The organism is Variovorax ureilyticus (assembly GCF_037889935.1).
Taxonomy (GTDB): Bacteria; Pseudomonadota; Gammaproteobacteria; order Burkholderiales; family Burkholderiaceae_C; genus Variovorax; species Variovorax ureilyticus.
The window spans coordinates 202153-227058 of sequence record NZ_JBBKZU010000002.1 but is presented as its reverse complement, the minus strand read 5'-3'; the positions used below and the strand labels follow the sequence as shown (position 1 = coordinate 227058).

The following is a 24906-nucleotide window of genomic DNA, read 5'->3' as shown; positions in this document are numbered from 1 at the left end:
CGGGTACGAGCCTCAGGTGTCGATCATCTTGATGGCCTGATCGAGGCTGCGGCGCATCCGCGTGAACGATTTCGCCAGGGTCCCGATTTCGTCACGGCCATCCGTCGCGAATTCCGGTACATCGGGTTCGCCGAGGCTGACGCGGTTGGCCACCTTCGACAGCGCCGTCACCGGCCGGATGACGAGCAGGTAGAGCATCACGTTCAACACGATGCCGATGGCCACGAAGATGCCGATGAGCGAAGCCATGAAGATCTTGAAAGTCTGTTCGGCGCGCGCCAGGGGCACCGACATCGGCACCGAAACGACCTGCGCGCCGATCACCTCGTTCAGGTGCCAGCCGAAACCGTTTGCCGGCCCGTACTTCTCGATGACCGTGCGCGGCGCCGCCTCGACCGTGCTATGGCATGCAAGGCAGGCGGCGTTGGTGATGCGGATCGGCCGTGCGATGTAGAGCGCCCGCCCGGTACCCGACTCGCGCTCGCCGACGAACTCCTTCTGATCGGCCTGGGTGCGAAAACGATTCACGATGTCGGCCTCCCAATCGACTGCCCGATCGCGCGGATTGGTCGGATTCAGGGTGGCTTCCTTGTAGGTGTAGTCCGGAAAGCTCTTGGCCAGTGTCGCCAGCACTTCCGTGGCGGAATAGGCCGGCACGGTCTGGGGCAGGAAGGTGTACTTCATCTGCGTTTCGAGCAATGGGCGGATCTGGTCATTGGTATAGGCGCGTACCGCCATCGCCTTTTCCATGGTCAGGCGTGCATGGTTGAGCACTTCCTGCTTGGCGTTGTCTTGCAGCAGGTCATGGGAAATCTTGCCCGTGCCAGCCACACCGGCGACGAAGACAACCAGGAAGATCAGATTGAACTTGAATAGAAGGCTCATGGATTTCTCCAGTTCTGCTCGTCGGTAGTCGCTGGGTTGCGCCACGACGCGGAACGGTTCATTGAGTTGTGCCGCGCCCCGCGCTCGTGCCCGAGGCTGCGGGTGCAGATGCAGGCGCAGGGCCAGGCGCCGGTGCGGGGACAGCGGAGGCTGCAGCCGCTGCAGCGGCTGCAGCCCTGGCCCGTGCGGCGGCGGCCGCGGCCTCCCGCGCGCGTCGACGCTCGGCCTCTTCGGCCAGACGGCGCGCATAACCCTCGGGGTCGGCATAGCGCTCCCATTCAGGGTGTTGCGCCAGATCGGCCTTGGCCCCCGCACGGAAGTCCAGGTCGGTCGCGCGCGACTGCCACAGCGGCAGCAGCGGAAGCCGCAGCGCCGGTTCGGTACGCAGCCAGGCAGCCACATCGGCGTAGGTGATTTCGCCGCGCGGCTTGGGTGCGACGCTGCGCTTGGCGTATTGCTCCCCGCGCGCGGGCAACTGGTCGCGGAACTGGCGCGGCACCTTGCCCAGGAACTCGGGCGTGGCACGCTGCCCGACCGTGGGGGTGCTGCCTTCGCGCCGCTGTGCGAAGTCGCCGCCGGCCAGTTGCGCGACCGACTGCGAGCCATCGCGCAGCGTCAGCCTGGCGGAGCCGGATTCGACGAACAGCTCGTACTGCGCGCCCTTGGAGTAGATGACAGCCGCTCCGCCTTGCGTCGCAACGTCGATGCCGGGGCCGACGTAGCCGAAGGCGCCGCTGGCGGTGGTCTTGAGCCAGCCCTCCAGCAGATAGAGCGGCGGCGCCGACAGCCCCTTGCCAACGCGAGGCCGCAACATCAGTCGCGTCGATTCACCGATGCCTACAAGGACGCCCCCGGGAAGTTCGATCTGGGCAAATGCGCCGGGCGCTGTCTCGATGATGTCCTGATCATTCAACAACACGCCTTCGGCGAGCGTGTAACGCGTGGTCTGGCGGATCAGCGCGACGTCGCCTTCGACGATGCCGACGATGCCGTTCGATCGCGCCGGGGCCGGCGAGGCGCTGGTGGATTGCGCACTGGCAAACGGTGACGCGAAAAGGGTCGCGGCGCACAGCAGCAGGAACCCGAACAACATCCTTGCGAGCCGCAATGGCGTAGTTCCGCTGGCAACGAGCATCATGGCATCTGTCTGCAAGACAAATTTACAACTTCCATATTACTCAGTCCCTCGTGCCGTGTGCGTCTTTTTCCGCGTGGAGGAGCGCCGTCACCCCCCGTCGGTGGTAGTCGACACAAGCAGTGCGCCGCCAGACAAGCGGCCAGGACCTTCTCTGGCACCTGAGCTCCCAGGCGCTCTCGCCTGCATCATCCGTCTTCTCAAGGCCACCTATCGCAAGTACGCTGATACAAGCTGCCTTGATGCCGTCACTCGCGGTCTCGCCGAAACCGCGGCGCGGGTCCTCAGCGGTACCAGCGCGGACTCGTAGCGCGCATAGAGTTGAAACCGACCGAAAGCTGATCGTGAAAACCTTGATCCTCGTGCGGCATGCCAAGTCGAGTCGCGACGATCCGTCATTGCCCGACCGGGAGCGACCGTTGGATGGCCGCGGCCGCCAGGACGCTCCGACGATGGGCAAGCGACTCGCAAAGCGCGAGGTAAGGCCCGACCTGCTCGTCTCGAGCCCAGCTCTGCGCGCTCTGACGACGGCGCAGCTGATCGCCGACGAGATCGGCTATCCACGCAAGAGGATCGTTGTCGATGAGCGGCTCTACGCGAGCAGCCCGGATGACTTGCTTGCCGTTGTTTGCGCACTGGACAACAAGCTGAACTGCGCGATGCTCTTCGGCCACAACCCCGAGTTCACCGAGTTCGCGCATCGGCTTTCGAGCGAGATCATCGACATGCCCACCTGCGCGGTCGCCGAGTTCCGCTTCGACGCAAAGGCGTGGGCGGATGTCGCTGGGATCGGTCCGGTGAAGGTGAAGCTCGACGCGCCGAGAAGATAGTCCGCACCGCGGCTGCTGCGGCGCCAGACGGTGTCGAGAGAGGCCCGGACCTGTCTGCCGGCGGTTCGCCCATCCGCGCCCTTTTCAGCAAATGCAAGATCAAATCTTCAATTTGCATGAAGTCGGAGAATGGCGACCATGGTTCCTCGCGACATCGCGCCGCTCGCCGCCGAATTGGCGCGCCAATATCCAGTCCTGACGCTGACCGGACCGCGCCAGAGTGGCAAGACCACTCTGTGCCGCAGCCTCTTTCCCGACAAGCCCTATGTCACGCTGGAAGATCCGGACATGCGGCGTTTCGCGGATGAAGATCCGCGCGGCTTCCTGAAGGGGATCGAAGGTGGCGCCATCGTCGCGAAATCCAACGTGCGCCGCACATCCCCTCTTACCTTCAGCCGATGGTCGACGCCGACCCCGCCCCGGGGCGCTTCGTCCTGACGGGTAGCCAGCAGTTCGGACTCATGTCCCAAGTGGGTCAGTCGTTGGCCGGCCGAACTGCCGTCTTGCAACTGCTGCCGTTTTCTCTCGCCGAGGTCGCCCGGCTGCATCCGGTGCCGGCGCTGACGCAAACACTGCTCACCGGCTTCTACCCGCGCATTCACGACCGCGGCCTCGACCCCTCTCAGGCGCTTGGCGACTATTTCGCGACCTACGTGGAGCGTGACCTGCGCCAACTCGCCGCCGTCCACGACCTGCAGCGCTTTGAACGTTTCGTGCGACTCTGCGCCGGGCGCGTCGGTCAGCTCGTGAATCTCACGAGCCTGGGCAATGATGCCGGCGTTTCGCACGCCACCGCCCGCGCGTGGCTCGACTTGCTCCAGACGAGCTACATCGTGCACGTGCTGCCTCCGTGGTTCACCCACACGTCGAAGCGGCTGCTGAAAAGCCCCAAGATGTACTTTTACGACGTAGGGCTGGCCTGCTGGCTGCTGGGCTTGCGCAGCGCCGACCAGGTGGCGCGCGACCCGCTGTTCGGCAGCTTGTTCGAGAACCTGGTGATCATGGAAGCCCTCAAGACCCGATTCAATCAGGGCGAGTCGGCGGAGATGTACTTCTTCCGCGATGCGACAGGCAACGAAGTCGATCTGCTGATTCCCTCAGGACGCAAGCTCCGCGCCGTGGAGATCAAGGCTGGCGCCACAGTCAACGCCGACTACTTTCGCGGGCTTCGCAGCTTCTCTGGCGCCTTCCCTGATGCGCTGGAAGGCGGTAGCGTCGTGTATGGCGGCGACGTTGACGAAGCGCGAAGCGACTGGCCGGTGATTGGCTGGCAACGACTGCAGCATCCGCCGGCGCGGTGATGCGGCGGCTTTCGCCGCCGCGCTGAAGTTCGATGCGGATGCCAGCCTGGGATGCAGGGCCGACCACGGGCTCAGACCGCGGCAACTCGACAGGGACGAACTGCAGGGCGGCGCTGCACCACCGGACGCCGCCGCGTCGCGGTCGCGGCCGAAATACACCCGATAGCCTGATCCGAAATCCACCCGGTCGCCACCCGGGATCATTCAGCCTCTCAGTATCGATAGTCCCGCCCGTCCCGATCATCCCAGTGGCGATGGTGATGGCGCCATCCTTCACCCCGCCAGTAGCCCGGGTCTGGCTGCACGTCGTACACGCGCGCCGGTCGGTAGTAGGCCGGCGGCGGCGGGTAGTACGCGCGCGGTGCCGGCTCGTAGTAAACGGGCGCGGGCGCCGAGTAGACCTGCGCGGGTTGGTAGTAGCGCGCGGGCCCCGGGTCGGCAACGCCGATTGCAACGCCCGGCACGTCGATGCCGACAGACCAGTTCGCGCCCGCATTGGCCGAGGCTGCGAAGAGTGCGCTGGCGGCCACGGCACCAACTGCGGCCAGTTTGAGAAAGTAGGAACGATTGAGGCTCACTGTGAGGCTCCTGTACGGGCGAACACCGCCCTTGCCCACCTACAACGCACTGCGCCCATCGAATGTCACGTCGCTCACATGAAGAGTGTTGCAACCCGTAACGACAGGTCCCTGCTCTCCGGCGAGCGGCCAGCGGGCGGGTCGACATTCGTCCACAGACCCGCGACCGCTCTATCCCAGTCATGTCCAGCCGCGCGTGCTCCGCGAAGAGAAGGTAGCCAGCTTCGCGAGGAGGAAGGCGCCATCACCCTCTAGAGCCCTGAGCATCGCAGGACAATCTGCGCTACGCTGTGTCGGCGGCGATCTGCGACGCGACATGCGGTGGAGGCGGTGATGGCCAGTTCCTCAAGTTCTCGCAACGTCCTCTTCTTCATTCCCGACATCGGCGGATTCACAAGGTTTGTGACGGAAACCGAGATCAGCCATAGCCAGCACATCGTCAGCGAGCTTCTGGAATTGCTGGTGGACTCCAATGAGATTGGCCTGGAAGTGTCCGAGTTCGAGGGTGATGCGGTGCTCTTCGTCCGGAAGGGAGACCTCCCCACTCTGAACGAACTGCTGGCCCAGGCCAGGAAGATGTTCCTGAACTTTCATCTGCATCTCAAGCGGCGTGAAATGGAGCGGATCTGCCAGTGCGGCGCCTGTGCCCGGATGCACAACTTGACGCTCAAGTTTGTCGCACACAGCGGCCCATGCAGCACCATGGAAGTCAAGGGGCATTCGAAATTCATCGGGAAGAGCATCATCGTCGCCCACCGACTGCTGAAGAACTCGGTGCCCGAGTCGGAGTACCTGCTGATCACACAGGACACGCTGGACCAGGTGCAGGGCGAATCAGTACCACCGCCCGACTTCGAAAGCGGCAGCAACCAATACGACGAGATCGGAGAGGTCGTCTATCGTCATCATTCAATGACGGGCTACCTGAGCGAGCTTCCGTCGCTGAATTAGTCCGCAAGCGCTCTACGCCCCAGGCACGTCCGATAGACTTGCGGGCTTCATTCCGAAGAAGGGCAAACCGATGTTGCGCGTGGTGTTCAACCAAAAGGGTGGCGTGGGCAAATCCACGATCGTGTGCAATCTCGCCGGCGTGAGCGCCGCCCAGGGATTGCGCACGCTCGTGATCGACCTCGACCCACAGGGAAATTCAAGCCAGTATCTTCTGGGTGCGCAGGCCCAGGACGCAAAGCCCAATATCGCGACTTTCTTCGAGTCGGCCCTGAACTACAGCTTCAAGGAGCCCAAGTTCGAATCGTTCATCCATGAAACCGAGTTCGAGAACCTCGACATCATCCCGTCGAATGTCGATCTCGACACGTTGACGGGCAAGCTCGAGTCGCGCCACAAGATCTACAAGCTGCGCGACGCGCTCAAGGACCTCGCCGGGTACGACGCGGTATACATCGATACGCCGCCGGCCATGAACTTCTACACGCGCTCGGCACTCATTGCCGCCGCGCGCTGCCTCATCCCCTTCGACTGTGACGACTTCTCGCGCCGTGCGTTGTACTCGGTGCTCGAGAACGTGAAGGAGATCAAGCACGACCACAATCGGCGGCTCACGGTTGAAGGAATCGTCATCAACCAGTTCCAGTCACGCGCCGCACTCCCCCAGCAGCTCGTGAACGAGTTGATCGAGGAGGGGCATCCGGTGCTGGATTCCTATCTTTCGCAATCCGTGAAGATTCGCGAGAGCCATCAGCACGCCACGCCGATGATCTACTTGGAGCCACGCCACAAGCTGGCGCAGGAATTCGTGGCGCTGCACGACGAGATCAACGCCTAGGAGGCTGGGCTGCTGCCCAGACTCCAAGGCCCTGGCTGTGTTACCTGCAGCGGGGGAACAGCCTTTCCATGTTGCCGCGGTCGATCGCGGCCCGCATCGCGTCCGGCATCTCGAACGCATCGAGCAGGCGCGCGAAGTGCAAGGAACGCTCCTTGGGCGCGTACGGCCAATCGCTGCCGAAGCCGATACGGCCCGGATCCGCAAACGCCAGCAACGAAGGCAGCGCGTAGGCGCTGCTCGACAGCGCCGTGTCGAAGTAGAAGCGGCGCAGCCGTTCGATGCCCGTCGCCTGATCGCCGTCGGGCGAGCAGATCCTCGCGACCCGTTCGGCGGCATACGGGATGAATCCGCCACCGTGCGACAGGATGATCTTCAGATCGGGATAGCGGTCCAGCCAGCCTCGCCGTGCCATGTTGATGGCTGCGCGCGTGGTGTCGAGCAGGAAGTCCGCGGCGAAGGGCGGAATGCCCGGAACGGGCGGCGCCGGCAACTCCGACGGGTGCACGAACACCACGGCCTTGCGCCGATCCAGCTCTTCCATCAGGGGCTCGATCGAGGCATCGCCCAGATAGGTGCCACGCACATTGGTCAGCAGCACGACGCCGTCGGCGCCCAGCACGTCCAGTGCATGGGCGGCCTCGGCCAGTGCGCCATCGACGTCCGGCAGTGTCAGTGTCGCGAAGAAGCCGAAGCGGCCCGGGTGCCTCCGAACCACGTCTGCGGCGAACTCGTTCACCGCGCGCGCCATGCTGCGCGCCTCGGCGTGGTCGCCCAGGTGCACGCCGGGTGTCGAGACCGACAGGATGCCCGTTGCGATGCCGGCGCTTTCCATCAGATCGAGGGCCCCCTCCGCGCTCCATGTCGGGATCGGCAAGCCGCCGGCGAGAACGCCGTGCCTGTCGAGCCACGCTGCGTAGTCGGGGGGAACCATGTGCTGGTGCGTGTCGATGCGTCGCCGGTTGTTGGCCATGGGTCGATGTCCTGCTGATGGGGTTGAAGGGGTCATTCGGCTTTCAGGCCGGCCTGCTGCACGCCGGCGGCCCATTTCTTCTTCTCCGATTCGAGAAACCGGCGGGCATCGGCGATCGAGCCGCCGACCGGATAGTTCGCGGTCGCCTGCAGCTTCTGGATCAACTCGGGCGACTTCAGCGCGGCATTGACCGCCGCGTTGATCTGTTGAAGGCGAGGCTCCGGCGTGCCCTTGGACGCCAGCAGCATGAACCAGCCGGTCATCTCCAACCCGGGAACCGTCTCGTTCGCCAGCGGCAGCCCTTCCAGTCCCGGCAGCGCCTTCTTCGATGTGACGGCAAGCGCCCGGAGGCGGCCCGACCTCACCATCGGCAGCAGGGGCGCGACACCGTCCACCGACATGACGGTATCGCCACCGACCACAGCCTGCAGGGCCTGGCCACTGCTGTTCATCGCCACGCTGTTGAATTGCGCGCCGGTCATCTGGCCCAGCAGCACGCCGGCGAGATGCGGAATGGAGCCCCGTGCCGTGCTGCCCAGCGCGAGCGCGTCCGGGCTGGCCTTGGCCTGAGCGATCGCGTCGGCCAGCGTCTTCGGGCCCTTGCCCTGATTGGCGACGAACAGCATGGGGGTCTCGGCCACCGTCGCAACCGGCTCGAAGTCGGTGGCCAGATCGAACCTGGCCGCACGGTAGGTCAGCGGTGTCACGGTGGCCACGGCCGCATGGACGAACAGCAGGGTGTTGGCCCGGTTCGCCGCGGACTTCGCCCCCATCACCGCGATGATCCCGCCCGCACCCGGCTTGTTCTCGATGATGAGCGGCTGGCCAAGCCGATGCTGCAGTTCGTCGCCGAGCAGGCGCGCCACGATGTCCGGCGCGCTGCCCGCCGGGGCCGGGACCACCATGATCATCGGCGGGCTCGAGTTCAGGCCCTGCGCGAATCCGTTGCCAGGGATGGCGCAGAAGGTGGCCGCGCCAGCCACGATCCACTTGAGCAGCTTGAACATTCGGGTGTCTCCATCTTGTCGTGAATGCACCGCAGATTAGGGCGCCTCAGAGTTCACGAATAGCGCAATTCGCCGAAATCTAAAATCAATGCCATGGATATCAGGGACATTGATCTCAACCTTCTGCCGGTGCTGGATGCGCTGCTGAGACACCGGAGCGCAACCCTGGCCGCCCGCGAACTCGACATGAGCCAGTCGGCGCTGAGCACGGCGCTGGGACGGTTGCGCACGCTGCTCGACGACGAGCTGTTCGTTCGGACCGGACGGGGCCTTCGCCCGACCGCGCGGGCCAGTGCACTCGCGGAGCCGGTGGCCGGGATCATCGAGTGCGTGCGCGATCGGGTGCTGCAAAGCGCCACCTTCGACCCGCAGGCGTCCAGCGTGGCATTCCGCATCGCGCACTCGGATGTCGGCGCCTACGTCCTGTGGCCCAGGGTCGTGCGGGCCGTGCGCGCGCGTGCGCCCGGCGTGCGGCTCTCGCTCAAGACCCTGCAGCAGGCGGAGATCGCCGTTGCCTTGGCCGAAGGGCAGGTGGATCTCGCCATCGGCAGCTACCCCGGCCTGCCCGACACCCTGTTCCAGCAGCGCCTGTTCGAGCGGGTTTACGTCGCCCTCGTGGCTGCGAGTCATCCGCTGGCGCGCAAGGCACTCACGCTGCGCAGCTTCGCCGCTGCGCCCCAGGTCGTCGTGCGCGCTGCCTCGGGCGTGCAGGACCGGATCGACACCGCCTTGGCACGCGAAGGTCTCACCCGCGCGGAATGCGTGGAACTGCCGTCGTACCTGATGATCCCGCCCCTGCTGGAGAGCGGCGATTTTCTGGCCGTCGTGCCGGGCCAGCTTGCCGACGCCTTCTCGCACCGCGGGGACTTCGTGAGCCGCAAGCTGCCGCTGCCCGTGCCGCCATCGGTCATCCGCATGCACTGGCATCGACGCTTCAACGAAGACGCCGGCAACCGGTGGTTGCGCGCGCTGATGGTCGAGGAATTCGGCCGCGAAGCGGCCACCTCGCGCGCCCGCTAGCGGCCCAGGTCCTTTGCGCTCACACCGGCGATGCCCCAGTTCTCCTTGGGTACGTCGTGCAGCCACACGCGCACGTTGGCCTTCGGGGCGCCGATGGCTTCCACGATGGCCTCGGTGACTTTCTCGATCAGCGCGCGCTTCTGCTCCTCGGTGCGCCCTTCGATGAGGTAGATCTGTGCGAATGGCATCGGATGCGCCTCCTCATTCGGTGAAACGCATGCCGACGCTGCCCATGCCCTGCACGCGCAGCGTCACGCTGTCGCCCGCAGCGACAGCCACCGCCTCGGTGATGCCGCCCGACAGGATCAGCGTGCCGGCCGGGATCTCCCCGCCGCGCGCGCCGAGATGGTTGGCCAGCATCGCGATCGCCGCCGCCGGATGCCCCAGCACCGCGGCGCCGGCACCGAAGGCGACAGGCTCGCCGTTCTTCTCCAGCACGATGCCGACGGTGCGCAGGTCCACTTCCGAAGCAGGCAGCGCCCGCCCGCCGACCACGAAGCGCGCCGCCGAGGTGTTGTCCGCCACCACGCTCTTCAGGTCGAACTTGAAGTCGCGGTAGCGGCTGTCGATGACCTCGATGCCCGGCAGCACGAAGTCCGTGGCCGCGAGCACCGCGCCGATGTGGCAACCCGGTCCCTTGAGGGCGCGGCGCGTGACGAAGGCGATCTCCGGCTCCACCTTCGGGTGGATGAGGTCGCGCACGCTGCACTCGCCGCCTTCGGGCAGCGCGAAGTTGTCGGCGAGAAATCCGAAGACCGGCGTGGCGACGCCCATCTGCTTCATCTTCGCGTGCGAGGTCAGGCCGGCCTTGAGGCCGATGATGCGATGCCCACGATCGGTCTTGCGGCGGCGGATCGCGTCCTGGATGGCATAGGCGTCGTCCCAGTCCATCTGCGGATGCTCGTCGGTGATCTTCGGCGTGTCGCGCGCCTCCAGTTCACACGTCTCCAGGTGCTCGGCCAGCGCGGCGATGGTTCGTGCGTCGAGTTTCATGCGTGTACCTCCTGCTGCGCGGCGCGCGCGCGGGCCAGCGTGATGGCCGTGTCTTCGATCATGTCTTCCTGTCCGCCGACCATGCCGCGCCGGCCCAGCTGGACGAGGATCTCGCGCGCGGGCACGCCCCACTTCTGCTCGGCGCGCTTGGCGAAAAGCAGGAAGCTCGAATACACGCCCGCATAGCCGAGCGTGAGCGAATCGCGGTCCACGCGGATCGGCTGGTCCATGATCGGCACCACGCGGTCCTCGGCCACGTCCTGGATCGCGAAGACGTCGACGCCGGTCGCGATGCCCATGCGGTCGCACACCGCGACGAAGACTTCGAGCGGCGTGTTGCCCGCGCCCGCACCCAGCCCCGCCGCGGCTGCATCGATGCGGTTGGCGCCGGCCTCGACCGCGGCGATGGAGTTCGCCACGCCCATCGCGAGGTTGTGGTGGCCGTGAAAGCCCAACTCCGTTTCGGGCTTGAGCGCCGCGCGCACCGCGGCGATGCGCGCCTTCACGTCGTCCGGCAGCATGTAGCCCGCCGAGTCCGTGACGTAGATGCAGTTGGCGCCGTAGCCCTCCATCAGCAGCGCCTGCGCAACCAGCTTCTGCGGCGAGGCCATGTGCGCCATCATCAGGAAGCCGACCGTGTCCAGATCGAGCTTGCGGGCCATCGTGATGTGCTGCTCCGACACGTCGGCCTCGGTGCAATGCGTGGCGACGCGGATCGTGTGCACGCCCGCCCCATGGGCCATCCGCAGATGGTCGACCGTGCCGATGCCGGGGATCAGCAGCGCGGACACCTTCGCCTTCTTCATGCGCGGGATCACCGCCGAGAGGTATTGCTCGTCGCTGTGCGCCGGAAAGCCGTAGTTGACCGAGCTGCCGCCCAGCCCGTCGCCGTGCGTGACCTCGATCAGCGGCACGCCCGCCGCGTCGAGCCCGGTGGCGATGTCGATCATCTGTTCGATCGACATGCGATGGCGCTTCGGATGCATGCCGTCGCGCAGCGTCATGTCGTGGACCGTGACCTGTGTTCCTTGAAGTGTCATGGGATGTTCCTAGGCGGTGGTGACTTCGGCCGACGCATCGGCCAGCATGGATTCGGCGAACATTTCCGCCGTGCGCGCAGCGGCAGCGGTCATGATGTCGAGGTTGCCGGCGTACTTGGGCAGGTAGTCGCCCAGACCCTCGACTTCGAGGTAGATCGACACGCGCTTGCCATCGAACACCGGGCCGTTGACCAGCTTGTAGCCAGGCACGTAGCGCCGGACCTCCGCGATCATGCGGTGCACCGAGGCGGTGATCGCCTCCTGGTCCGGCTCGTCTTCCGTCAGGCAGTGCACGGTGTCGCGCATGATGAGCGGCGGCTCGGCGGGGTTGATGATGATGATGGCCTTGCCCACCGCCGCGCCGCCGACGCGCTCGACCGCGCCGGCCGTGGTGCGGGTGAACTCGTCGATGTTGCGGCGGGTGCCCGGCCCCACCGAGCGGCTGGATACGGTCGCGACGATCTCGCCGTAGGCGACCTTCTGCACCTGCGAGACGGCCGCGACCATCGGGATCGTCGCCTGCCCGCCGCAGGTGACCATGTTGACGTTCATCGGCCGCTCGCCGGCAAGCTGCTCGCGCAGGTTGACCGGCGGCACGCAGTACGGCCCGATGGCCGCCGGCGTGAGGTCGATCATCAGCACGCCGAGCGCATTGAGTTTCTCGCTGTTCTCCGCATGCACATAGGCACTGGTCGCGTCGAAGGCGATGCGGATGCCGTCGGCTTCCACATGCGGCAGCAGGCCGTCCACGCCGTCGGCGGTGGTCTTCAGGCCCATCTCGCGGGCTCGCTTGAGGCCATCGGATGCGGGATCGATGCCCACCATCCACACCGGTTCCAGCACGGGGCTGCGCTGCAGCTTCGCGAGCAGGTCGGTGCCGATGTTGCCGGGCCCGATCAGGGCGCATTTGATCTTCTTGCTCATGGGTCGGTCCTTTTCAATGGAATCGCACGGAGCAGCCGCCGAGGCCGCCGATAGAGACACGGAAGTTGTCGCCCGCCGCAGCGGGGAACATCGCGGCGAGCGCGCCCGAGAGCACCACCTCGCCGGCCTTCAGGCCGATGCCGAGCTTGCCGAGCGTGTTCGCGAGCCACGCCACCGCGTTGACCGGCGAACCGAGCGCGGCCGCGCCGGCGCCGGTGGCGACGATCTCGCCGTTCTTCTCCAGCACCATGCCGCAGGTCGCGAGATCGACGCGGCGCGGATCGACCGCGTTGTCGCCGAGCACGAAGACGCCGCAGGAGGCGTTGTCGGCCACGGTGTCGGCGATCCTGATCTTCCAGTCGCGGATGCGCGAATCGACGATCTCGAAGCACGGCATCACGCATTCGGTGGCCGCGAGCACGTCGGCGTTGCCGATGCCCGGGCCCATCAGGTCGCGCTTGAGCAGGAAGGCGATCTCGCCCTCCGCCTTGGGCTGGATCAGCGAGCGCGTGTCGACCGACTCGCCTTCATTCACCACCATGCCATCGAGCAGGTAGCCGAAGTCGGGCTGGTACACGCCCAGCATGTTCATCACGGCGCGCGAGGTCACGCCGATCTTCTTGCCGACGATGCGCTCGCCGGCGTCGAGGCGGCGCGAGATCATGCGTTGCTGCACGCGATAGGCGTCCTCGATGCCCATGCCTTCGTGGCGGTTGGTCAGCGGCTCGACGACCTGCCGGTCGCGCAGCGCAGCGTAGAGCTCGTCGCCGAGCGTCTCGATGAGTTGGGAGTCCATGGTTCTTTCCGTTTCGATGAATCAGAGGTCTTCGGCCAGGAAGTCGCGCACCAGCCGCACGAAGCGCGCGCTGTGCTCGATCTGCGTCCAGTGGCCGCACTGGCCGAATACGTGGAGCTGGCTGCGCGCAATCCACTGCGCCAAGGTGAGCGAGGTCGCGAGCGGGATTACCTGGTCCTCGCGGCCGTGGATCAGGAGCGTCTCGTGCGGGAGCGCGCGGATCGCGGCCTCGGGGCTCGCCATCGCGTCGACCCAGCGCTGGCGCGGCGCGGGGAACATCGCGGCGAACGAGTCCTGGAAGCCCGGGCGGATGCTCGCCTCGTAGCGCAGTTGCGCGAGTTCGTCGGTGACCAGCGCGCGGTCGTGGGCGAACACATCCATGATGCGGCGCATGTTGTCGAACGAGGGCGTGTAGCCCCACACCGCGTCGAGTCCGGGCGTGATCTCGAACGGTACGCCCACGCTGCCCATCAGCACCAGCCGCCGCACGCGATGCGGCGCACGGATCGCCAGCGCCAACGAGAGCGCGCCGCCGAACGAATTGCCGACGAGGTCTGTGCGCTCGATGTCCAGCGCATCGAGCAGGTCGAGTGCCTGCCTCACCCACAGGTCCATCGTGTAGGCCGCGCCGTGCACGCGCTCGGTGAAACCGAAGCCTGCCATGTCAGGCGCGATCACGCGCCGCGTCTTCGCGAGCTCCGGCAGCACCAGCCGCCAGTTGGCCCATGCGCTCACGCCAGGGCCGGAGCCGTGGATGAAGAGCACCGGTGCGCCCTCGCCCATGTCGTGGAAGTTGGTGTCGAAGGCGCCGGTGCGCACGCTGTTCGCGATCTCGGGGTTGCTCATGCTGCCGCCGTCAGAGCTTCACGCACACGTTGCGGAGTTCCGTGTAGAACTCCAGCGAATGCACGCCGCCCTCGCGCCCGATGCCCGAGGCCTTGGCGCCGCCGAAGGCGGTGCGCAGGTCGCGTAGGAACCAGCTGTTGATCCAGCAGATGCCCACTTCCACCTGCTTCGCGACGCGATGCGCGCGGCCGAGGTTCTGCGTCCACACGGTGGTTGCAAGGCCGTAGTCGGTGGCGTTGGCGAGCGCGATCGCTTCCTCTTCCGTGTCGAAGGGCGCGATGTGGCAGCACGGGCCGAAGATCTCCTCGCGGATCACGGCGGCCGATTCGGGCAGGCCGGTCCAGATGGTGGGCTGCACCCAGTGCCCCTCCGCCAGTGGTCCCTTCATCGCCGGTTCGCCGCCGCCGGTGACCACGGTCGCGCCCTCGCGCACCGCCTTCTCGTAGTACGAGAGCACCTTCTGCTTGTGCTCCTGCGAGATCAGCGGGCCGATGCCGACACCGGGCTCTTCCGACGGACCGGGCTTCAGCGCCTCGGCCCTGGCCTTGAGCGCCGCGACGAAGCGATCGAAGATCGGCCGCTCCACGTACACCCGCTCGGTGCCCAGGCACACCTGCCCGCAGTTCTCGAAGGCCGAGCGCGTGATGCCGGCGACCGCCTGGTCGAAGTCGGCATCGGCGAACACGATGCCCGCGTTCTTGCCGCCGAGCTCGAAGGACACCGGCCGCACGCCCTTGGCAGCCGCGGCCATGATGGCCTCGCCGGTGCGCGTCTCGCCGGTGAAGGTGATGCCGTTCACACCCGGATGGCGGGTGAGGAATTCACCGGCCGAATCAGGCCCGAAGCCGTGGACCACGTTGTAGACGCCGGGCGGAATACCGACCGCGTTCATCACCTCGCCGAGCAGGGTCGCCGTGGCCGGCGTTTCTTCCGACGGCTTCACAACCACCGTGTTGCCGCAAGCCAGTGCCGGTCCGACCTTCCAAGTCATCAGCAGCAGCGGCAGGTTCCATGGGCAGACCACGCCGATCACGCCCACCGGCGAGCGGACCGCATAGTTCAGCGCCTGGCCGCCATCGGGCGTCGCCATCTCGAAGCTCTCGGTGGGCACCTTCTTCACGATGTCCGCGAACACCTTGAAGTTGGCCGCGCCGCGCGGGATGTCGACATGCGAGGCGAGCGCGTGCGGCTTGCCGGTGTCGGCCATCTCGGCCTGCAGGAAGTCGTCGAAGCGTCGGTTGATCTCGTCGGCCACCGCGTGCAGCAGCTCGACGCGGCGCGCGACCGTCATGCGGCCCCATTCGCCGTTCAGCGCAGCGCGGGCCGCGCGCACCGCCGCATCGACCTCGGCCGCTCCGGCCTCGTGCACGAGGCCGAGCACCCGGTTGTCCACCGGCGCGCGGTTCTCGAAGGTCTTGCCGCTCGCGACGAACTCGCCGCCGATGAAGTTCATGTACTGCTTCATGGCCGCGCCCTTCAGGTCAGCACCGAGAGGAAGTTCTCGTTGAGCTTGCGGTCGTGATAGAAGATCGCGCGCCCGAGCTCGTCGTCGGTCCACACCAGCGGCGGCTTGTCCGGGTAGTAGATGTAGCCGCCGGAGAAGACCTCGTTGCGGTTGCCGCTCGGGTCGAAGAAGTAGATCGTCTCGCCGCGCGTGATGCCGTGGCGCGTCGGGCCGATGTCCAGCGACACGCGCTTCTTGGTGATGATGTCGGCGGCCTTGAGGATCTCACCCCAGTTGTCGAGCAGGAAGGAGGCGTGGTGGAACTTGTTCTTCTCGGCGTGGCGGATGAAGGCGATGTCGTGCGGCTTGGTCGAGCAGGTCAGGAAGGCAGCGATCAGCATCTTCTCGGGGCCGGCCACCACTTTCTCGGCCAGCTCGAAGCCGAGGATCTCGGTGAACACCTTCACCGTGCCGTCGAGGTCGTCGCCGTAGAGCAGGCAGTGGTCGAAGCGCGAAGGCGCCATGCCCTTGAGGTCATCGGGCGAGATCTCCGGGTTCTCGTAGGGCATGCCGTTGCCGACCTTCTCCTTCTCCGCGTAGAGCTCGATCGCGTGGCCGGTGGGCACGGTGAAGCGGAAGCGCCGGCCGGTGCGCACGTGTTCGCCGGCCTCGACCCAGCCGGTATCGGTCGCGAGCGGGCTGGCCTGCAGGTCGGCCGCGAGCTTGTCCAGCGTGGCATTCGAATCCACGCGGAAGCCCATGAAATCCATGCCAGCCGTGTCGGCCTCGCGCAGCACCACGCTGTGGTGGTCATGCTCGTCCCAGGCCTTGAGGTAGATGCGGCCCTGCGCATCTCGCGCCGTCTCGATGAGGCCGAGCACATCTCGGTAGTGCTTGAGTGCGGCTTCCATGTCGAGCACGCGAAGTTGAACGTGGCCGGGTCGTAGTACGCCAGTGAGTGCCATGATGATCTCCTAGGTGGGTTGTCAGGGGTGGGGATGGGGTTGCGCCAGGTGGCGCTCGATGCAGCGGGCCATGCGCGGGGCGGCGCGTAGCTCCAGGTCGCTCTGCGGATACGCGCGGCAGGCGAGCACGTAGCCTTGCGCTTCCTCGTCGGCGCTGACGTGGCAGCGGCTCATGCGCTCGCAGCGGGTGCGGCCCGATTCGATGCGGACCTTGCACACGCCGCAGCCGCCGCCGCGGCAGCCGACGGGGATGCCCTTGCGGCCGAGCTGTTCCATGCCGCCGAGCAGGGTCTGGTCGGGCCGGCAGGTGTAGCGCTCCTGCGTGTTGCCGATCGCGATCGAGAAGCTCGTCGTCGTCATCACAGTGCCTTGAACAAGGGGCTGCGCGGGGCGGCCGAGGCCGCATCGGCGGCGGTGAAGAACTTCTCGGTGTAGATGTCGCGCTCGAAGAGCCGGCCCTGCATCAGGGTGGCGATGCACGCCTCGGTCATCGGCGGCGGTCCGCACAGGTAGGCCTTGTGGCCGCGGAAGTCGTTCGCGAAGTGCGCTTTCAGCGCCTCGTGGGCGAAGCCGCGCGCGCCGCGCCAGTCGTCGTCCGGCGCGATGTCGGACAGCACCGGGACGTAGGTGAAGTTCGGATGCCGGTCCGCCAGCGCCTCGAAGAGCTCGTGGAAGTACAGCTCCTCGCGGTTGCGCGCGCCCTGGATCAGCGTGATCGGAAGCGTGCAGCCTTCGGCCAGCAGATCGAGCACCATCGACTTCGGGCTCGACAGACCCGAGCCGCCCGCGACGAAGATCATCGGAACGCCCGCGGACTTGCGCACGAAGAAGCGGCCGTTGGGCGCGGTGAAGCGCACGCGCTGGCCCTGCTGGAGTTCGTCGTGCAGCCAGCCGGTGGCGCGCCCGTTGGGCACGCGGCGGATATGCAGTTCGATCAGGTCGTCCTGCGGCGAATTGGCGATCGAGAAGGCGCGCGCGCCCTCCACGCCTGGCACATGCAGCATCACGTACTGACCCGCCTGGAAGGGCACGGGCCGCTGCGTGCGCAGCCACAGCCCGCGGATCGTCGGAGTGAGCATGCGCGCCTCGACCACTTCGGCATCGAAGTCCTCGAGCGGCATGAACTGTGCATCGGGGTCTTCGTCGATGTCGGCCTCGATGACGATGTCGCCCTGCGCCATCGCGCAGCACGCGAGGATCTTGCCCTCGTCGCGCTCGAAGTCCATCAGCGCGAAGTTGGACGAATCGCCGTGGTCGCATTCGCCTTCGAGCACCTGCACCTTGCAGGTGCCGCAGACGCCGTGGCCGCAGGCGTGCGGCAGCCACACGCCGGCGCGCAGGCAGGCGTCGAGCACGGTCTGGCCGTCGCGCACCTCGATGCCCTGCCCGATCGGTTCGATCATGATCTGGAAGCTCATGGCCGTCTCCCGTCTTGTTCAGCTGCCCGAACCTTTGATGCCCTTCAGGCCGGGCACCCGGAAGCGGATGACGGACTTGTGCACCAGTCCGTTGTCGGCCAGCGACTTGGCCGGATCGGGCTTGAAGGGCTTGCCCGAGTCGAACCATTGCGCGGTGGACCAGTCGATCCTTTCGAAGTCGGGGTGGCTGCCGTAGACGCCTGGGAGCACGTCGCTCAGCAGCGCGCCGAACGGCATCGAGGGCGGTAGCGGCAGGCACACCGGCGCGCAGAACAGCAGGTGGTCTTCCCAGCCGATGTAGAGCAAGCGGTTGCCATGGAAGCGGTCTTCGGTGTCCGCGACGGTGCCGGTGTAGCCGGGTTGGAGTGCGACGACTGACATTTCGGTCTCCTTGTTTCGGGATGAGCTCCGCCAACGCAGCGCGCGACGCGCTGCGGGCTCGGTGATGAAAGCTGAGTACTAGGAGGTCAAGCGACCTTGGCCTGCGATGACGACAGGTCCTGCCCCGTCCAGCGTTCCCAGTTCGCCTTGTCGGGCGACGTGTTGAACTCGCCGTTGTCGGCGCCGTTGTTGATGTGGTAGTACTCCAGCACCGCGGCCAGCGGGTTGAAGCCGGGCGCCGTCGGGTCGGTGCCTTCGGGGAAGCAGTTGCCCTGGTAGATCTGGTGCACCGGCAGCCAGGCCTGCACGTACTTCTCGGGCTCGCCGTCGAAGACGTCCTTGCAGCCGTCCGAGCAGAAGTGGTGCTTCATGCCGTGGTAGGTGCTCTCGCGGTAGCAGATCTTCGTCGGATCGTCGGGCTCGGTGAAGAACATCGGGATCTGGCAGGTCTGGCACAGCATGGGCAGCGTGTTGTTGAACCAGCGCTTGCCGGCCTTCTCCTGCGCATCGAGCCATTCGAAGCGCGGGCGGTAGAGGCGGTCGAAGGTCTCGGGGTACTTCTCCGAGAGCCATGCCATTTCCTCGGCGCGCGGCACCCACACATTGAAGTCCGCCGCATGGCCGTAGTTGTTGAAGGTGGCCCAGGCCTCGTGCGAGAGGCGGCTCTTCTCCTTGGTCGCGACCTCGTGGTACTTGGGCAGGCGGATGCCGTAGCGCGCCAGATCCTGGAACAGCGCGCCGCCGTTCTTCTCGAAGTACATCTCCCAGGCCTCGGACCAGCTCATCACGCGCTTGGGCAGCATGTAGTCCATCATCATCGCGACCAGCGTGAGGAGGCGATAGCCGCGCCAGAACCACTTGTCGATCCACTTCTGCACGATGGGCACGTTGTCGGGGTCCTGCTCGAGCAGGAACTTCACCACCTCGAGGCCCAGCGTCATGTGGCGCGACTCGTCGCTCTGCGCCGAGAAGCCGAAGGTCACGGTTGCCATGTCGCCGTTGTAGGCGGCGCCGCTCATGAAGGGCATGAACAGCAGGTTGGTCAGCACGTACTCGAAGGAGAACGAGATCGCGGTGACGAACTCGAAGGGCCCCGCGCTCATCGCGTCCTCGAAGTAGCTCTTGGGCACCGACAAGTACCACACGCGGTCGTGCATGTGCTGCGGGTCGTGCAGGCCGTGGAAGAACTTGTTGAAGTGGCTGATGGTGTGGAACTGCGTCTGCGCATGGCGCAGCTCGTCGATGGACTGCATCTGGCAGGCCACGCGCGCACCCACGCCGCGGAACGCCCGCCCTGCCATTGCATAGCCGCGATGTGCCGCGTACTCGAGCGGCGACACGCCGGTGAGGAACAGCTTGAGCGTGTTCAGGTAGCGCGGGTCGCTGACGTTGAACTGGCCGTTGTTCTGCTGGAAGGCGTCGATGATCGCGTAGAGCTTCTTTTCCTTCTCGCCCTGGAACTTCCAGTAGGCGTCCATGGTGAGGCGGAAGGGGTCTTCCCACTTGTCCCAGTCGTGGATCTTGATGCCTTCGAACTTGTCGTAGGGGAACACCTCGTCCATCGACTCGTAGGTGGTCTCCCAGCCGAGGCCGCGAGTCATCATCGCGTAGCGCTCCTTGAGGCCGAGGCGGGGCGTGGAGCGCGGGGTGCTGTTTGCTTGGGTCATGTCTTGGTCCTCAGTTCCAGTGCAGGGTGAACTCATCGTCGGTTTCGTCGATGCTTCCGGACAGCGAGATCAGGCTCAGGTGGATCTCCTGCATGCTCCACGGGCGGCCGACGCGGTCCTCGACCGATTCGCGGCGGATCACGAGCCGCCCGGGCGCGTCGATCTTGACCATCGCGGGGTAGTCGTTGACCGTGGCTTCCGGGTTGTCTTCGACGATGGCCTCGACGATGGCGCGCGCGGTCTCGCCGGACTGCAATGCGATGAACACGGGCGCGCGGCTGGGTGCTTCGGTGGCGGCGGTCATGGGGTCTCCTTCGTTGCGGTTCACTTCTGGATGCCGAGACGCGCGGCGCGCGCATCGAGTTCGGTGACGAGGCTGGCGAGCACGCCCGCGCCCGTGTCGTGCAGCGCGAGCGCGGCGAGCGGCTGCAGCGCCTCGGCGATCTCGTCGCGCCACTGCACGTACCAGCGCGAGAGCTGCGCGGCGTTGGCCGGCGATTCGTCGACGGCGGTCTTCACGGTCGCATCGACCCAGCGCGCGGTCTCGTCGAACCATTCGTTGGGGAACTCGGTGAGCATCGCGAGCGCATGGCCGCTGGCGGCGCTGTGCGCGTTCACGTAGCGGCGGTGGATCAGCGGATACATCAGGCCGTCGAACACCAGGCTTTGCGCGACGAACACCTCGAACCAGTCCTTGGTGACGAAGAGCTTCTCCATCGTGCGGCGCACGCCCTGCCACGCCGGGTGCGCAAGCCACGCCTGCTTGCCCGCGTCGAGTGCGGCACCCGTGTTGCCGTCCACCTGCAGGCCGATGCGCGACATGTACTGCGCGATGCCGAGGCGGTCCATCGCGGCGAAGATGAAGGCCTGCGTCACCGCCGTGCCGTAGCCATAGCCGCAGCAGTAGCTCATGTTCATGTTGGCGCCCCACTCGTAGTGGCGCAGCGGCACCATCACCTGCTGCAGCGATTCGCGCGTCTGCGGATCCGCCTGCGCGAGCAGGCTGCGCTTCTCGGCGAACTCGAACTGCCGGTCGGCGCCCTCCTGCTGCCGTGCGCGCGCCATGGTGTAGACGCCGTAGTAGTAGTGGCGCGGGTCCTTGAAGCTGTACCAGTCGGCCATGACGATCGTGGTGCGGCGCTTGTCGTAGAGCTCGTACTCGGGCTGCCACAGCGGCCGGTAGTGGAAGTTGGCCGTGGGCTGCATGTCCAGCGTGGCTTCCTGGTAGCGCGAGGCGGGCTTGTCGCCGAGCCGCCGCGCCACATGCGAGAAGGTCTGCCGGATCGGCCGGATGTCGGAGGTCTTGATGTCGACTTGCACGAGGGGTCTCCTTGAAGGTCAGTGTTCGATGCCCGGCGCGCCGTAGCGCCACTTCATGCGTTCGTAGTCGATCCGGGCGCCCTCCTCGGGCGTCAGGTGGCTGACCGCGTGGCACGCGCAGAACTCGCGGAACTGGTCGAACTGCATGACGAGTTCCACCGCCAGCGCCGGATCGCCGATGGCGAACTCGAACTCGACGAAGCGCGCATCGCGCGTGCCGGTGACGCGCACGAAGCAGCGTTGTCCGGTCATTTCGCCGGCACTCCGAGGGCCGCAGGCTGGGGTGGAAGACTTCATTTGTTCAATCCATCACTTGTCGGGCAGCAACCGCGCCGCCCGTGCAATAAGGCGCAACGGCCGTGCCAGCGCGGCTAAGTGATTGATTTGTATGAAGTCGGGATCGCCACCCGCCTGGGAGTGCGGGTTGTCCCGGATAATCGATTGATCATTTGCTGCAGTGCAGCTTGATCAAATGGTGAAAACGCAAGGCGCGCCAAGGGGTCTGTTCATCGGCGCAGGCTTGTCGTCGACCGAACTGTTCCACTGGACATGAGATTGGCGCGTTGATGGCCGCAAGAGGGCTGCCATACGGCGCGAGTCGCGTCGGAAAAGGACGCGATCGGGTTTGGAAGCCCGCGAATGACATTCTTACGGCAGAAGCTGGCGAGCAGTTCAATGTCATCTACCGAGCCAACGCTTGAATCGAGTGCGCTCCAGTCGGGGCAAACGCCGATCGCCTTGAACCGGCCAGGACCAAACAGAGATGCCTTTAACCAGGGTGTCGGGAAATAGCTTGGAGATACTCAAAATGATGGATTGGGTCCCGATAGTCTTCGTTACGTTCAAGGTTCTCGTGTTCGGCACGGGCATGTTCTTCGCCATCAAGTGGCACTATGAGCGAGGGAAGAAGGGGAAGCAGAGCCCGGTGCTACGCGCGGGCGGCAAGGTGGCCGCAATCTTCGTGCTATCGCTCCTGGGCCTCTCGCTCCTCACCTTCGGCCTTGGCAGGATGCTCGGTCTGGACTTGACCTTTCCATGATGGCAGGAATAGTCGGCCGATATCCGAATGCGGCCAGCTGCAGTCCTTCGCTTGGCCTCTTTCAAATGTCGATGCCGGAGCGGCGAGCAGTCATTCCCACTGCTCCGGTCGAGTGACCAAGCCACGCTGCGAGGCGGCTGCCTTTGGCGGTGTGCTCCCCACTGTGCAACGCCAGCGATCCTCAGTCAGGCTTGATTTTCGCCCGCGCAATCACAGGCTTCCACCGTTGCTTTTCGGATTCGATGAATGACTGGAACTCTGCGCCCGTGCTCCCTACCGGAATCGCGGCTTCGGACTCGAAGAGGTTCAATGCCGCGGGCGCCTTGACCGCACGCGCCGCCGCCGCCGAGAGCTTGTCGGCATTCGCCTGGGGCAACGAGGCCGGCGCAAGAAGCCCGTACCACTGTGTCATCTCGAAGCCGGGGTAGCCTTGCTCCGCCACGGTGGGGACATCGGGCAGTTGCGCCAGCCGCTGGCTCGTGCCAGTCGCAATGCAGCGCACCTTGCCCGACTTGATGAATGCCATCACGGCGGGTGCTCCGACTGCGGCGGCATCCACGCGCCCGCCCATCAAGTCGGTGAGCTGGGGTCCGGTGCCTCGGTAGGCTACGTGGAGGATGTCGGTGTCGCTCACCATCTTCAGGTATTCGAAGGCGAGATGCCCCGCGCTGCCGTTGCCTGCGGAGCCGTAGTTCAACGCGCCCGGCTTGGATCTGGCGAGGGCAACGAATTCCTTGAGATTCTTGGCGGGCAGGTCGGGCCGCACGACATACAGGCTCGGCACTTTGGAGAGCAGCGAGATCGGCCTGAACGCCTTGTCCGGGTCGTAGGGCAACTTCGGGAAGATGAACGGATTGACCGCGATGGTGCCAATGTGCCCGAGCACCAATGTGTGCTGGTCGTCGGCCCGAGCCACTTCGCTCATTGCGACATTGCCTGCGCCGCCTGGCTTGTTATCGACGTAGACGCTCTGGCCAAGAAGCGTGGTCAATTCGGCGGCGGTCGCTCGCGCCACGATCTCCGAGCTCCCTCCCGGTGCGAAGGGCACCACAAGGCGCACTGATCTGCTCGGCCAAGCAGTCTGGGCTCTTGCCACCATTGGCAGCAGAGCAGCTGCGGGCAGGGCAGCGCCCAGATGCAAGGCGCTGCGGCGGGTCAAACGGAACGTGTTCACGGAGGTTCTCCTTTGGTTGAGATCAGGCAGTACGGGTTGATGCGCCGGCGGCAGGCAGCGGAATGGCCGAGGCAGCGGCATCACGCGCCTGGCTGCGACCCATCCAGATGACGATGGCTGCGCCCAGAGCCGTCAGCAGTGCGAGCGGCATGAGCGCCAGCGGGTAGCTTCCGGTCGCGTCCTTGATGGCCCCTAGCGTCCATGTGGCGCCCGATGTGCCGATATGGGCCAGCGTGTTGATGGCAGCGATGCCTGCAGCGGCGCTGCCAGCTGAAAGCCACTCGGTCGACAGCGCCCAGAACGGACCCTTGATCGAATAGGTGCCCACGAGCACGAAGGTCAGCAGCACCATCGTTGCGGCGAGCGAGCCGGCCGTCAGCTGTGTCGCCAGCAGGCAGGCGGAGGTCAGGGCAAGGGGCAGAGCCGTGTTCCAGATGCGCTCGCCCGACTTGTCGGCGCGACGGCCCCACAGCACCATGATGATGGACGCCACGGCAAAGGGAATGCCGTTCATCAAGCCAGTCTCCATGGTGGTGAGACCGAGCGACTTCAGAATCTGCGGCTGCCACAGCGAGAGCGCATTGCTGGTGGCAGAACTGCCGGCATACACGATGGCCAGCGCCAGCACGTACTTGTTCTTCAGGATCCGCAGCACCGACATGTGGGCGACGGGCTTGGCCTCCTGCTTCTCGGATTCCAGCCGGGCGTTGAGCCACTCGCGTTGTTCATGGGTCAACCATTTCGCGTTGTCGGGGCGGTTCGGCAGGACGAAGAACACCATGACGCCAAGCACCACGGCAGGGATCGCCTCGAGAATGAAGAGCCACTGCCAACCGCGCAACCCTAGCCAGCCATCGGTGCCCAGCAGTGCAGCCGAGATAGGCGATCCGAGGAGGCTGGAGATGGGGATCGCCACCATGAAAGTGGCCACGATGCGGCCGCGATATTCCTTGGGAAACCAGTAGGTCAGGTACAGGATGACGCCCGGAAAGAACCCGGCTTCTGCAGCTCCGAGAAGGAACCGGCCGAGGTAGAACGAGTACGGCCCGACGGCGAATGCGGCCAGTGCACCGATGACGCCCCAGGTGACCATGATCCGCGCGATCCACAACCGCGCGCCGAATTTCTGCAGTGCGAGATTGCTGGGAATCTCGAACAGGATGTAGGCAATGAAGAACAGGCTGCCGCCCAGTCCGAACATGGCCTGCGAAAGCCCGAGATCCTTGTTCATCTGCAGCGCCGCGAAGCCGGCGTTGACGCGGTCCACGTAGGCGATGAAGTAGCACAGCATCAGGAAAGGCAGGATGCGCAGGGCGACCCGCCGCATGGTGGCCTTCTCCAGGGCCGACTTCTCGATCGGCTGCGACGCGAGGGAATGGGTGTTCAT

Annotated in this window: 29 protein-coding genes; 7 read left to right on the top strand and 22 right to left on the bottom strand. The window is 65.7% G+C overall.

Features of this window, described 5'->3' with window-relative positions; all coding sequences use genetic code 11:
- Positions 1-12: 12 nt before the first annotated feature.
- Positions 13-885, bottom strand: coding sequence for a Tll0287-like domain-containing protein (locus WKW77_RS05450; RefSeq protein WP_340355825.1), 873 nt, complete (start codon positions 883-885; stop codon positions 13-15).
- Positions 886-943: 58 nt separating this feature from the next.
- The gene (locus tag WKW77_RS05445; RefSeq protein ID WP_340355824.1) at positions 944-2023 is read right to left on the bottom strand and encodes a FecR family protein; all 1080 of its coding nucleotides are present in this window, start codon (positions 2021-2023) and stop codon (positions 944-946) included.
- A 239-nt stretch (positions 2024-2262) separates the two neighbouring features.
- Between WKW77_RS05445 and WKW77_RS05440 the strand changes: the two genes are divergently transcribed.
- The 3 genes from WKW77_RS05440 to WKW77_RS05430 all read left to right on the top strand — a co-directional run bounded on the left by WKW77_RS05440 (position 2263) and on the right by WKW77_RS05430 (position 4151).
- A complete protein-coding gene (locus tag WKW77_RS05440) occupies positions 2263-2850 on the top strand; it encodes a SixA phosphatase family protein (RefSeq protein ID WP_340355823.1) in 588 nt (195 codons plus the stop codon).
- Positions 2851-2979: 129 nt separating this feature from the next.
- Positions 2980-3288, top strand: a complete 309-nt coding sequence (locus WKW77_RS05435) for an AAA family ATPase (RefSeq protein WP_340355822.1) — start codon at positions 2980-2982, stop codon at positions 3286-3288.
- Positions 3249-4151, top strand: a complete 903-nt coding sequence (locus WKW77_RS05430; RefSeq protein ID WP_340355821.1) for an ATP-binding protein — start codon at positions 3249-3251, stop codon at positions 4149-4151. Before WKW77_RS05435 ends, WKW77_RS05430 begins: the two co-directional genes overlap by 40 nt.
- A 212-nt stretch (positions 4152-4363) precedes the next feature.
- Here WKW77_RS05430 and WKW77_RS05425 read toward each other — a convergent pair whose 3' ends face one another.
- Positions 4364-4729 (bottom strand): hypothetical protein, encoded by a 366-nt coding sequence (locus tag WKW77_RS05425; RefSeq protein ID WP_340355820.1) that lies wholly within the window; start codon positions 4727-4729, stop codon positions 4364-4366.
- A gap of 333 nt (positions 4730-5062) precedes the next feature.
- Here WKW77_RS05425 and WKW77_RS05420 point away from each other — a divergent pair, with 333 nt between their 5' ends.
- Both WKW77_RS05420 and WKW77_RS05415 read left to right on the top strand, forming a co-directional pair.
- Positions 5063-5680 carry a DUF2652 domain-containing protein gene (locus WKW77_RS05420; RefSeq protein ID WP_340355819.1) on the top strand — a complete coding sequence of 206 codons (618 nt, stop codon included), beginning with the start codon at positions 5063-5065 and terminating at the stop codon, positions 5678-5680.
- A 70-nt stretch (positions 5681-5750) separates the two neighbouring features.
- Positions 5751-6515, top strand: a complete 765-nt coding sequence (locus WKW77_RS05415) for a ParA family protein (RefSeq protein ID WP_340355818.1) — start codon at positions 5751-5753, stop codon at positions 6513-6515.
- Positions 6516-6555: 40 nt separating this feature from the next.
- On the opposite strand, the gene WKW77_RS05410 is transcribed toward WKW77_RS05415, so the two are convergent.
- Both WKW77_RS05410 and WKW77_RS05405 read right to left on the bottom strand, forming a co-directional pair.
- Positions 6556-7485 carry an amidohydrolase family protein gene (locus WKW77_RS05410; protein ID WP_340355817.1) on the bottom strand — a complete coding sequence of 310 codons (930 nt, stop codon included), beginning with the start codon at positions 7483-7485 and terminating at the stop codon, positions 6556-6558.
- Between the two features lie 32 nt (positions 7486-7517).
- On the bottom strand, positions 7518-8492 hold the full coding sequence (locus WKW77_RS05405; RefSeq protein WP_340355816.1) for a Bug family tripartite tricarboxylate transporter substrate binding protein: 975 nt from the start codon (positions 8490-8492) through the stop codon (positions 7518-7520).
- A 93-nt stretch (positions 8493-8585) separates the two neighbouring features.
- On the opposite strand from WKW77_RS05405, the gene WKW77_RS05400 reads away from it, so the two are divergent.
- Positions 8586-9512 (top strand): LysR family transcriptional regulator, encoded by a 927-nt coding sequence (locus tag WKW77_RS05400; protein ID WP_340355815.1) that lies wholly within the window; start codon positions 8586-8588, stop codon positions 9510-9512.
- Here WKW77_RS05400 and WKW77_RS05395 read toward each other — a convergent pair.
- The 15 genes from WKW77_RS05395 to WKW77_RS05325 form a co-directional block, all read right to left on the bottom strand.
- Positions 9509-9700, bottom strand: a complete 192-nt coding sequence (locus tag WKW77_RS05395) for a 2-hydroxymuconate tautomerase (protein WP_340355814.1) — start codon at positions 9698-9700, stop codon at positions 9509-9511. The two genes, WKW77_RS05400 and WKW77_RS05395, sit on opposite strands and share 4 nt — an antisense overlap.
- A 13-nt stretch (positions 9701-9713) precedes the next feature.
- Complete coding sequence (gene dmpH / locus WKW77_RS05390; RefSeq protein WP_340355813.1) at positions 9714-10505, bottom strand: 2-oxo-3-hexenedioate decarboxylase; 792 nt, start codon at positions 10503-10505, stop codon at positions 9714-9716.
- Positions 10502-11545: a 4-hydroxy-2-oxovalerate aldolase gene (dmpG, locus tag WKW77_RS05385; RefSeq protein WP_340355812.1), complete on the bottom strand. Its 1044-nt coding sequence runs from the start codon at positions 11543-11545 to the stop codon at positions 10502-10504. The genes dmpH and dmpG overlap by 4 nt, the downstream gene beginning before the upstream one ends.
- A 9-nt stretch (positions 11546-11554) precedes the next feature.
- Positions 11555-12469 carry an acetaldehyde dehydrogenase (acetylating) gene (locus WKW77_RS05380; protein WP_340355811.1) on the bottom strand — a complete coding sequence of 305 codons (915 nt, stop codon included), beginning with the start codon at positions 12467-12469 and terminating at the stop codon, positions 11555-11557.
- A gap of 13 nt (positions 12470-12482) precedes the next feature.
- Positions 12483-13265: a 2-oxopent-4-enoate hydratase gene (gene dmpE, locus WKW77_RS05375; protein WP_340355810.1), complete on the bottom strand. Its 783-nt coding sequence runs from the start codon at positions 13263-13265 to the stop codon at positions 12483-12485.
- 21 nt (positions 13266-13286) lie between these two features.
- Positions 13287-14111: an alpha/beta fold hydrolase gene (locus tag WKW77_RS05370; RefSeq protein WP_340355809.1), complete on the bottom strand. Its 825-nt coding sequence runs from the start codon at positions 14109-14111 to the stop codon at positions 13287-13289.
- A gap of 10 nt (positions 14112-14121) precedes the next feature.
- The gene (locus WKW77_RS05365; RefSeq protein WP_340355808.1) at positions 14122-15576 is read right to left on the bottom strand and encodes a 2-hydroxymuconic semialdehyde dehydrogenase; all 1455 of its coding nucleotides are present in this window, start codon (positions 15574-15576) and stop codon (positions 14122-14124) included.
- 11 nt (positions 15577-15587) lie between these two features.
- On the bottom strand, positions 15588-16520 hold the full coding sequence (locus tag WKW77_RS05360) for a catechol 2,3-dioxygenase (protein ID WP_340355807.1): 933 nt from the start codon (positions 16518-16520) through the stop codon (positions 15588-15590).
- A gap of 21 nt (positions 16521-16541) precedes the next feature.
- On the bottom strand, positions 16542-16880 hold the full coding sequence (locus WKW77_RS05355) for a 2Fe-2S iron-sulfur cluster binding domain-containing protein (protein ID WP_340355806.1): 339 nt from the start codon (positions 16878-16880) through the stop codon (positions 16542-16544).
- Positions 16880-17938: an NADH:ubiquinone reductase (Na(+)-transporting) subunit F gene (locus WKW77_RS05350; protein WP_340355805.1), complete on the bottom strand. Its 1059-nt coding sequence runs from the start codon at positions 17936-17938 to the stop codon at positions 16880-16882. Before WKW77_RS05350 ends, WKW77_RS05355 begins: the two co-directional genes overlap by 1 nt.
- Before the next feature lie 18 nt (positions 17939-17956).
- The gene (locus WKW77_RS05345; protein ID WP_340355804.1) at positions 17957-18319 is read right to left on the bottom strand and encodes a phenol hydroxylase subunit P4; all 363 of its coding nucleotides are present in this window, start codon (positions 18317-18319) and stop codon (positions 17957-17959) included.
- Positions 18320-18405: 86 nt separating this feature from the next.
- Positions 18406-19986: an aromatic/alkene/methane monooxygenase hydroxylase/oxygenase subunit alpha gene (locus WKW77_RS05340; RefSeq protein ID WP_340355803.1), complete on the bottom strand. Its 1581-nt coding sequence runs from the start codon at positions 19984-19986 to the stop codon at positions 18406-18408.
- Positions 19987-19996: 10 nt separating this feature from the next.
- Positions 19997-20290, bottom strand: a complete 294-nt coding sequence (locus WKW77_RS05335) for an MmoB/DmpM family protein (protein WP_340355802.1) — start codon at positions 20288-20290, stop codon at positions 19997-19999.
- 20 nt (positions 20291-20310) lie between these two features.
- Positions 20311-21306 (bottom strand): aromatic/alkene monooxygenase hydroxylase subunit beta, encoded by a 996-nt coding sequence (locus WKW77_RS05330; RefSeq protein ID WP_340355801.1) that lies wholly within the window; start codon positions 21304-21306, stop codon positions 20311-20313.
- An 18-nt stretch (positions 21307-21324) separates the two neighbouring features.
- Positions 21325-21558: a phenol hydroxylase subunit gene (locus WKW77_RS05325; RefSeq protein ID WP_340355800.1), complete on the bottom strand. Its 234-nt coding sequence runs from the start codon at positions 21556-21558 to the stop codon at positions 21325-21327.
- A gap of 556 nt (positions 21559-22114) precedes the next feature.
- Between WKW77_RS05325 and WKW77_RS05320 the strand changes: the two genes are divergently transcribed.
- A complete protein-coding gene (locus WKW77_RS05320) occupies positions 22115-22345 on the top strand; it encodes a hypothetical protein (protein WP_340355799.1) in 231 nt (76 codons plus the stop codon).
- 181 nt (positions 22346-22526) lie between these two features.
- Here WKW77_RS05320 and WKW77_RS05315 read toward each other — a convergent pair whose 3' ends face one another.
- Positions 22527-23519, bottom strand: a complete 993-nt coding sequence (locus WKW77_RS05315) for a Bug family tripartite tricarboxylate transporter substrate binding protein (RefSeq protein WP_422823152.1) — start codon at positions 23517-23519, stop codon at positions 22527-22529.
- A 22-nt stretch (positions 23520-23541) separates the two neighbouring features.
- Entirely contained in the window at positions 23542-24906 is a 1365-nt protein-coding gene (locus WKW77_RS05310; protein WP_340355797.1) for an MFS transporter, read from the bottom strand.

What these genes read in the sequence shown, in the direction of transcription:
- WKW77_RS05400 (WP_340355815.1), top strand. Translation starts at nt 8,586, where the DNA reads ATGGATATCAGGGACATTGATCTCAACCTTCTGCCGGTGCTGGATGCG.
- dmpH (WP_340355813.1), bottom strand. Translation starts at nt 10,505, where the DNA reads ATGAAACTCGACGCACGAACCATCGCCGCGCTGGCCGAGCACCTGGAG.
- WKW77_RS05430 (WP_340355821.1), top strand. Translation starts at nt 3,249, where the DNA reads ATGGTCGACGCCGACCCCGCCCCGGGGCGCTTCGTCCTGACGGGTAGC.
- WKW77_RS05420 (WP_340355819.1), top strand. Translation starts at nt 5,063, where the DNA reads ATGGCCAGTTCCTCAAGTTCTCGCAACGTCCTCTTCTTCATTCCCGAC.
- WKW77_RS05405 (WP_340355816.1), bottom strand. Translation starts at nt 8,492, where the DNA reads ATGTTCAAGCTGCTCAAGTGGATCGTGGCTGGCGCGGCCACCTTCTGC.
- WKW77_RS05440 (WP_340355823.1), top strand. Translation starts at nt 2,263, where the DNA reads ATGCCGTCACTCGCGGTCTCGCCGAAACCGCGGCGCGGGTCCTCAGCG.
- WKW77_RS05360 (WP_340355807.1), bottom strand. Translation starts at nt 16,520, where the DNA reads ATGGCACTCACTGGCGTACTACGACCCGGCCACGTTCAACTTCGCGTG.
- WKW77_RS05435 (WP_340355822.1), top strand. Translation starts at nt 2,980, where the DNA reads ATGGCGACCATGGTTCCTCGCGACATCGCGCCGCTCGCCGCCGAATTG.
- WKW77_RS05355 (WP_340355806.1), bottom strand. Translation starts at nt 16,880, where the DNA reads ATGACGACGACGAGCTTCTCGATCGCGATCGGCAACACGCAGGAGCGC.
- WKW77_RS05350 (WP_340355805.1), bottom strand. Translation starts at nt 17,938, where the DNA reads ATGAGCTTCCAGATCATGATCGAACCGATCGGGCAGGGCATCGAGGTG.
- WKW77_RS05410 (WP_340355817.1), bottom strand. Translation starts at nt 7,485, where the DNA reads ATGGCCAACAACCGGCGACGCATCGACACGCACCAGCACATGGTTCCC.
- WKW77_RS05395 (WP_340355814.1), bottom strand. Translation starts at nt 9,700, where the DNA reads ATGCCATTCGCACAGATCTACCTCATCGAAGGGCGCACCGAGGAGCAG.
- WKW77_RS05325 (WP_340355800.1), bottom strand. Translation starts at nt 21,558, where the DNA reads ATGACCGGACAACGCTGCTTCGTGCGCGTCACCGGCACGCGCGATGCG.
- WKW77_RS05345 (WP_340355804.1), bottom strand. Translation starts at nt 18,319, where the DNA reads ATGTCAGTCGTCGCACTCCAACCCGGCTACACCGGCACCGTCGCGGAC.
- WKW77_RS05380 (WP_340355811.1), bottom strand. Translation starts at nt 12,469, where the DNA reads ATGAGCAAGAAGATCAAATGCGCCCTGATCGGGCCCGGCAACATCGGC.
- WKW77_RS05335 (WP_340355802.1), bottom strand. Translation starts at nt 20,290, where the DNA reads ATGACCGCCGCCACCGAAGCACCCAGCCGCGCGCCCGTGTTCATCGCA.
- WKW77_RS05310 (WP_340355797.1), bottom strand. Translation starts at nt 24,906, where the DNA reads ATGAACACCCATTCCCTCGCGTCGCAGCCGATCGAGAAGTCGGCCCTG.
- WKW77_RS05445 (WP_340355824.1), bottom strand. Translation starts at nt 2,023, where the DNA reads ATGATGCTCGTTGCCAGCGGAACTACGCCATTGCGGCTCGCAAGGATG.
- dmpE (WP_340355810.1), bottom strand. Translation starts at nt 13,265, where the DNA reads ATGGACTCCCAACTCATCGAGACGCTCGGCGACGAGCTCTACGCTGCG.
- WKW77_RS05450 (WP_340355825.1), bottom strand. Translation starts at nt 885, where the DNA reads ATGAGCCTTCTATTCAAGTTCAATCTGATCTTCCTGGTTGTCTTCGTC.
- WKW77_RS05340 (WP_340355803.1), bottom strand. Translation starts at nt 19,986, where the DNA reads ATGACCCAAGCAAACAGCACCCCGCGCTCCACGCCCCGCCTCGGCCTC.
- WKW77_RS05320 (WP_340355799.1), top strand. Translation starts at nt 22,115, where the DNA reads ATGATGGATTGGGTCCCGATAGTCTTCGTTACGTTCAAGGTTCTCGTG.
- WKW77_RS05365 (WP_340355808.1), bottom strand. Translation starts at nt 15,576, where the DNA reads ATGAAGCAGTACATGAACTTCATCGGCGGCGAGTTCGTCGCGAGCGGC.
- WKW77_RS05415 (WP_340355818.1), top strand. Translation starts at nt 5,751, where the DNA reads ATGTTGCGCGTGGTGTTCAACCAAAAGGGTGGCGTGGGCAAATCCACG.
- WKW77_RS05370 (WP_340355809.1), bottom strand. Translation starts at nt 14,111, where the DNA reads ATGAGCAACCCCGAGATCGCGAACAGCGTGCGCACCGGCGCCTTCGAC.
- dmpG (WP_340355812.1), bottom strand. Translation starts at nt 11,545, where the DNA reads ATGACACTTCAAGGAACACAGGTCACGGTCCACGACATGACGCTGCGC.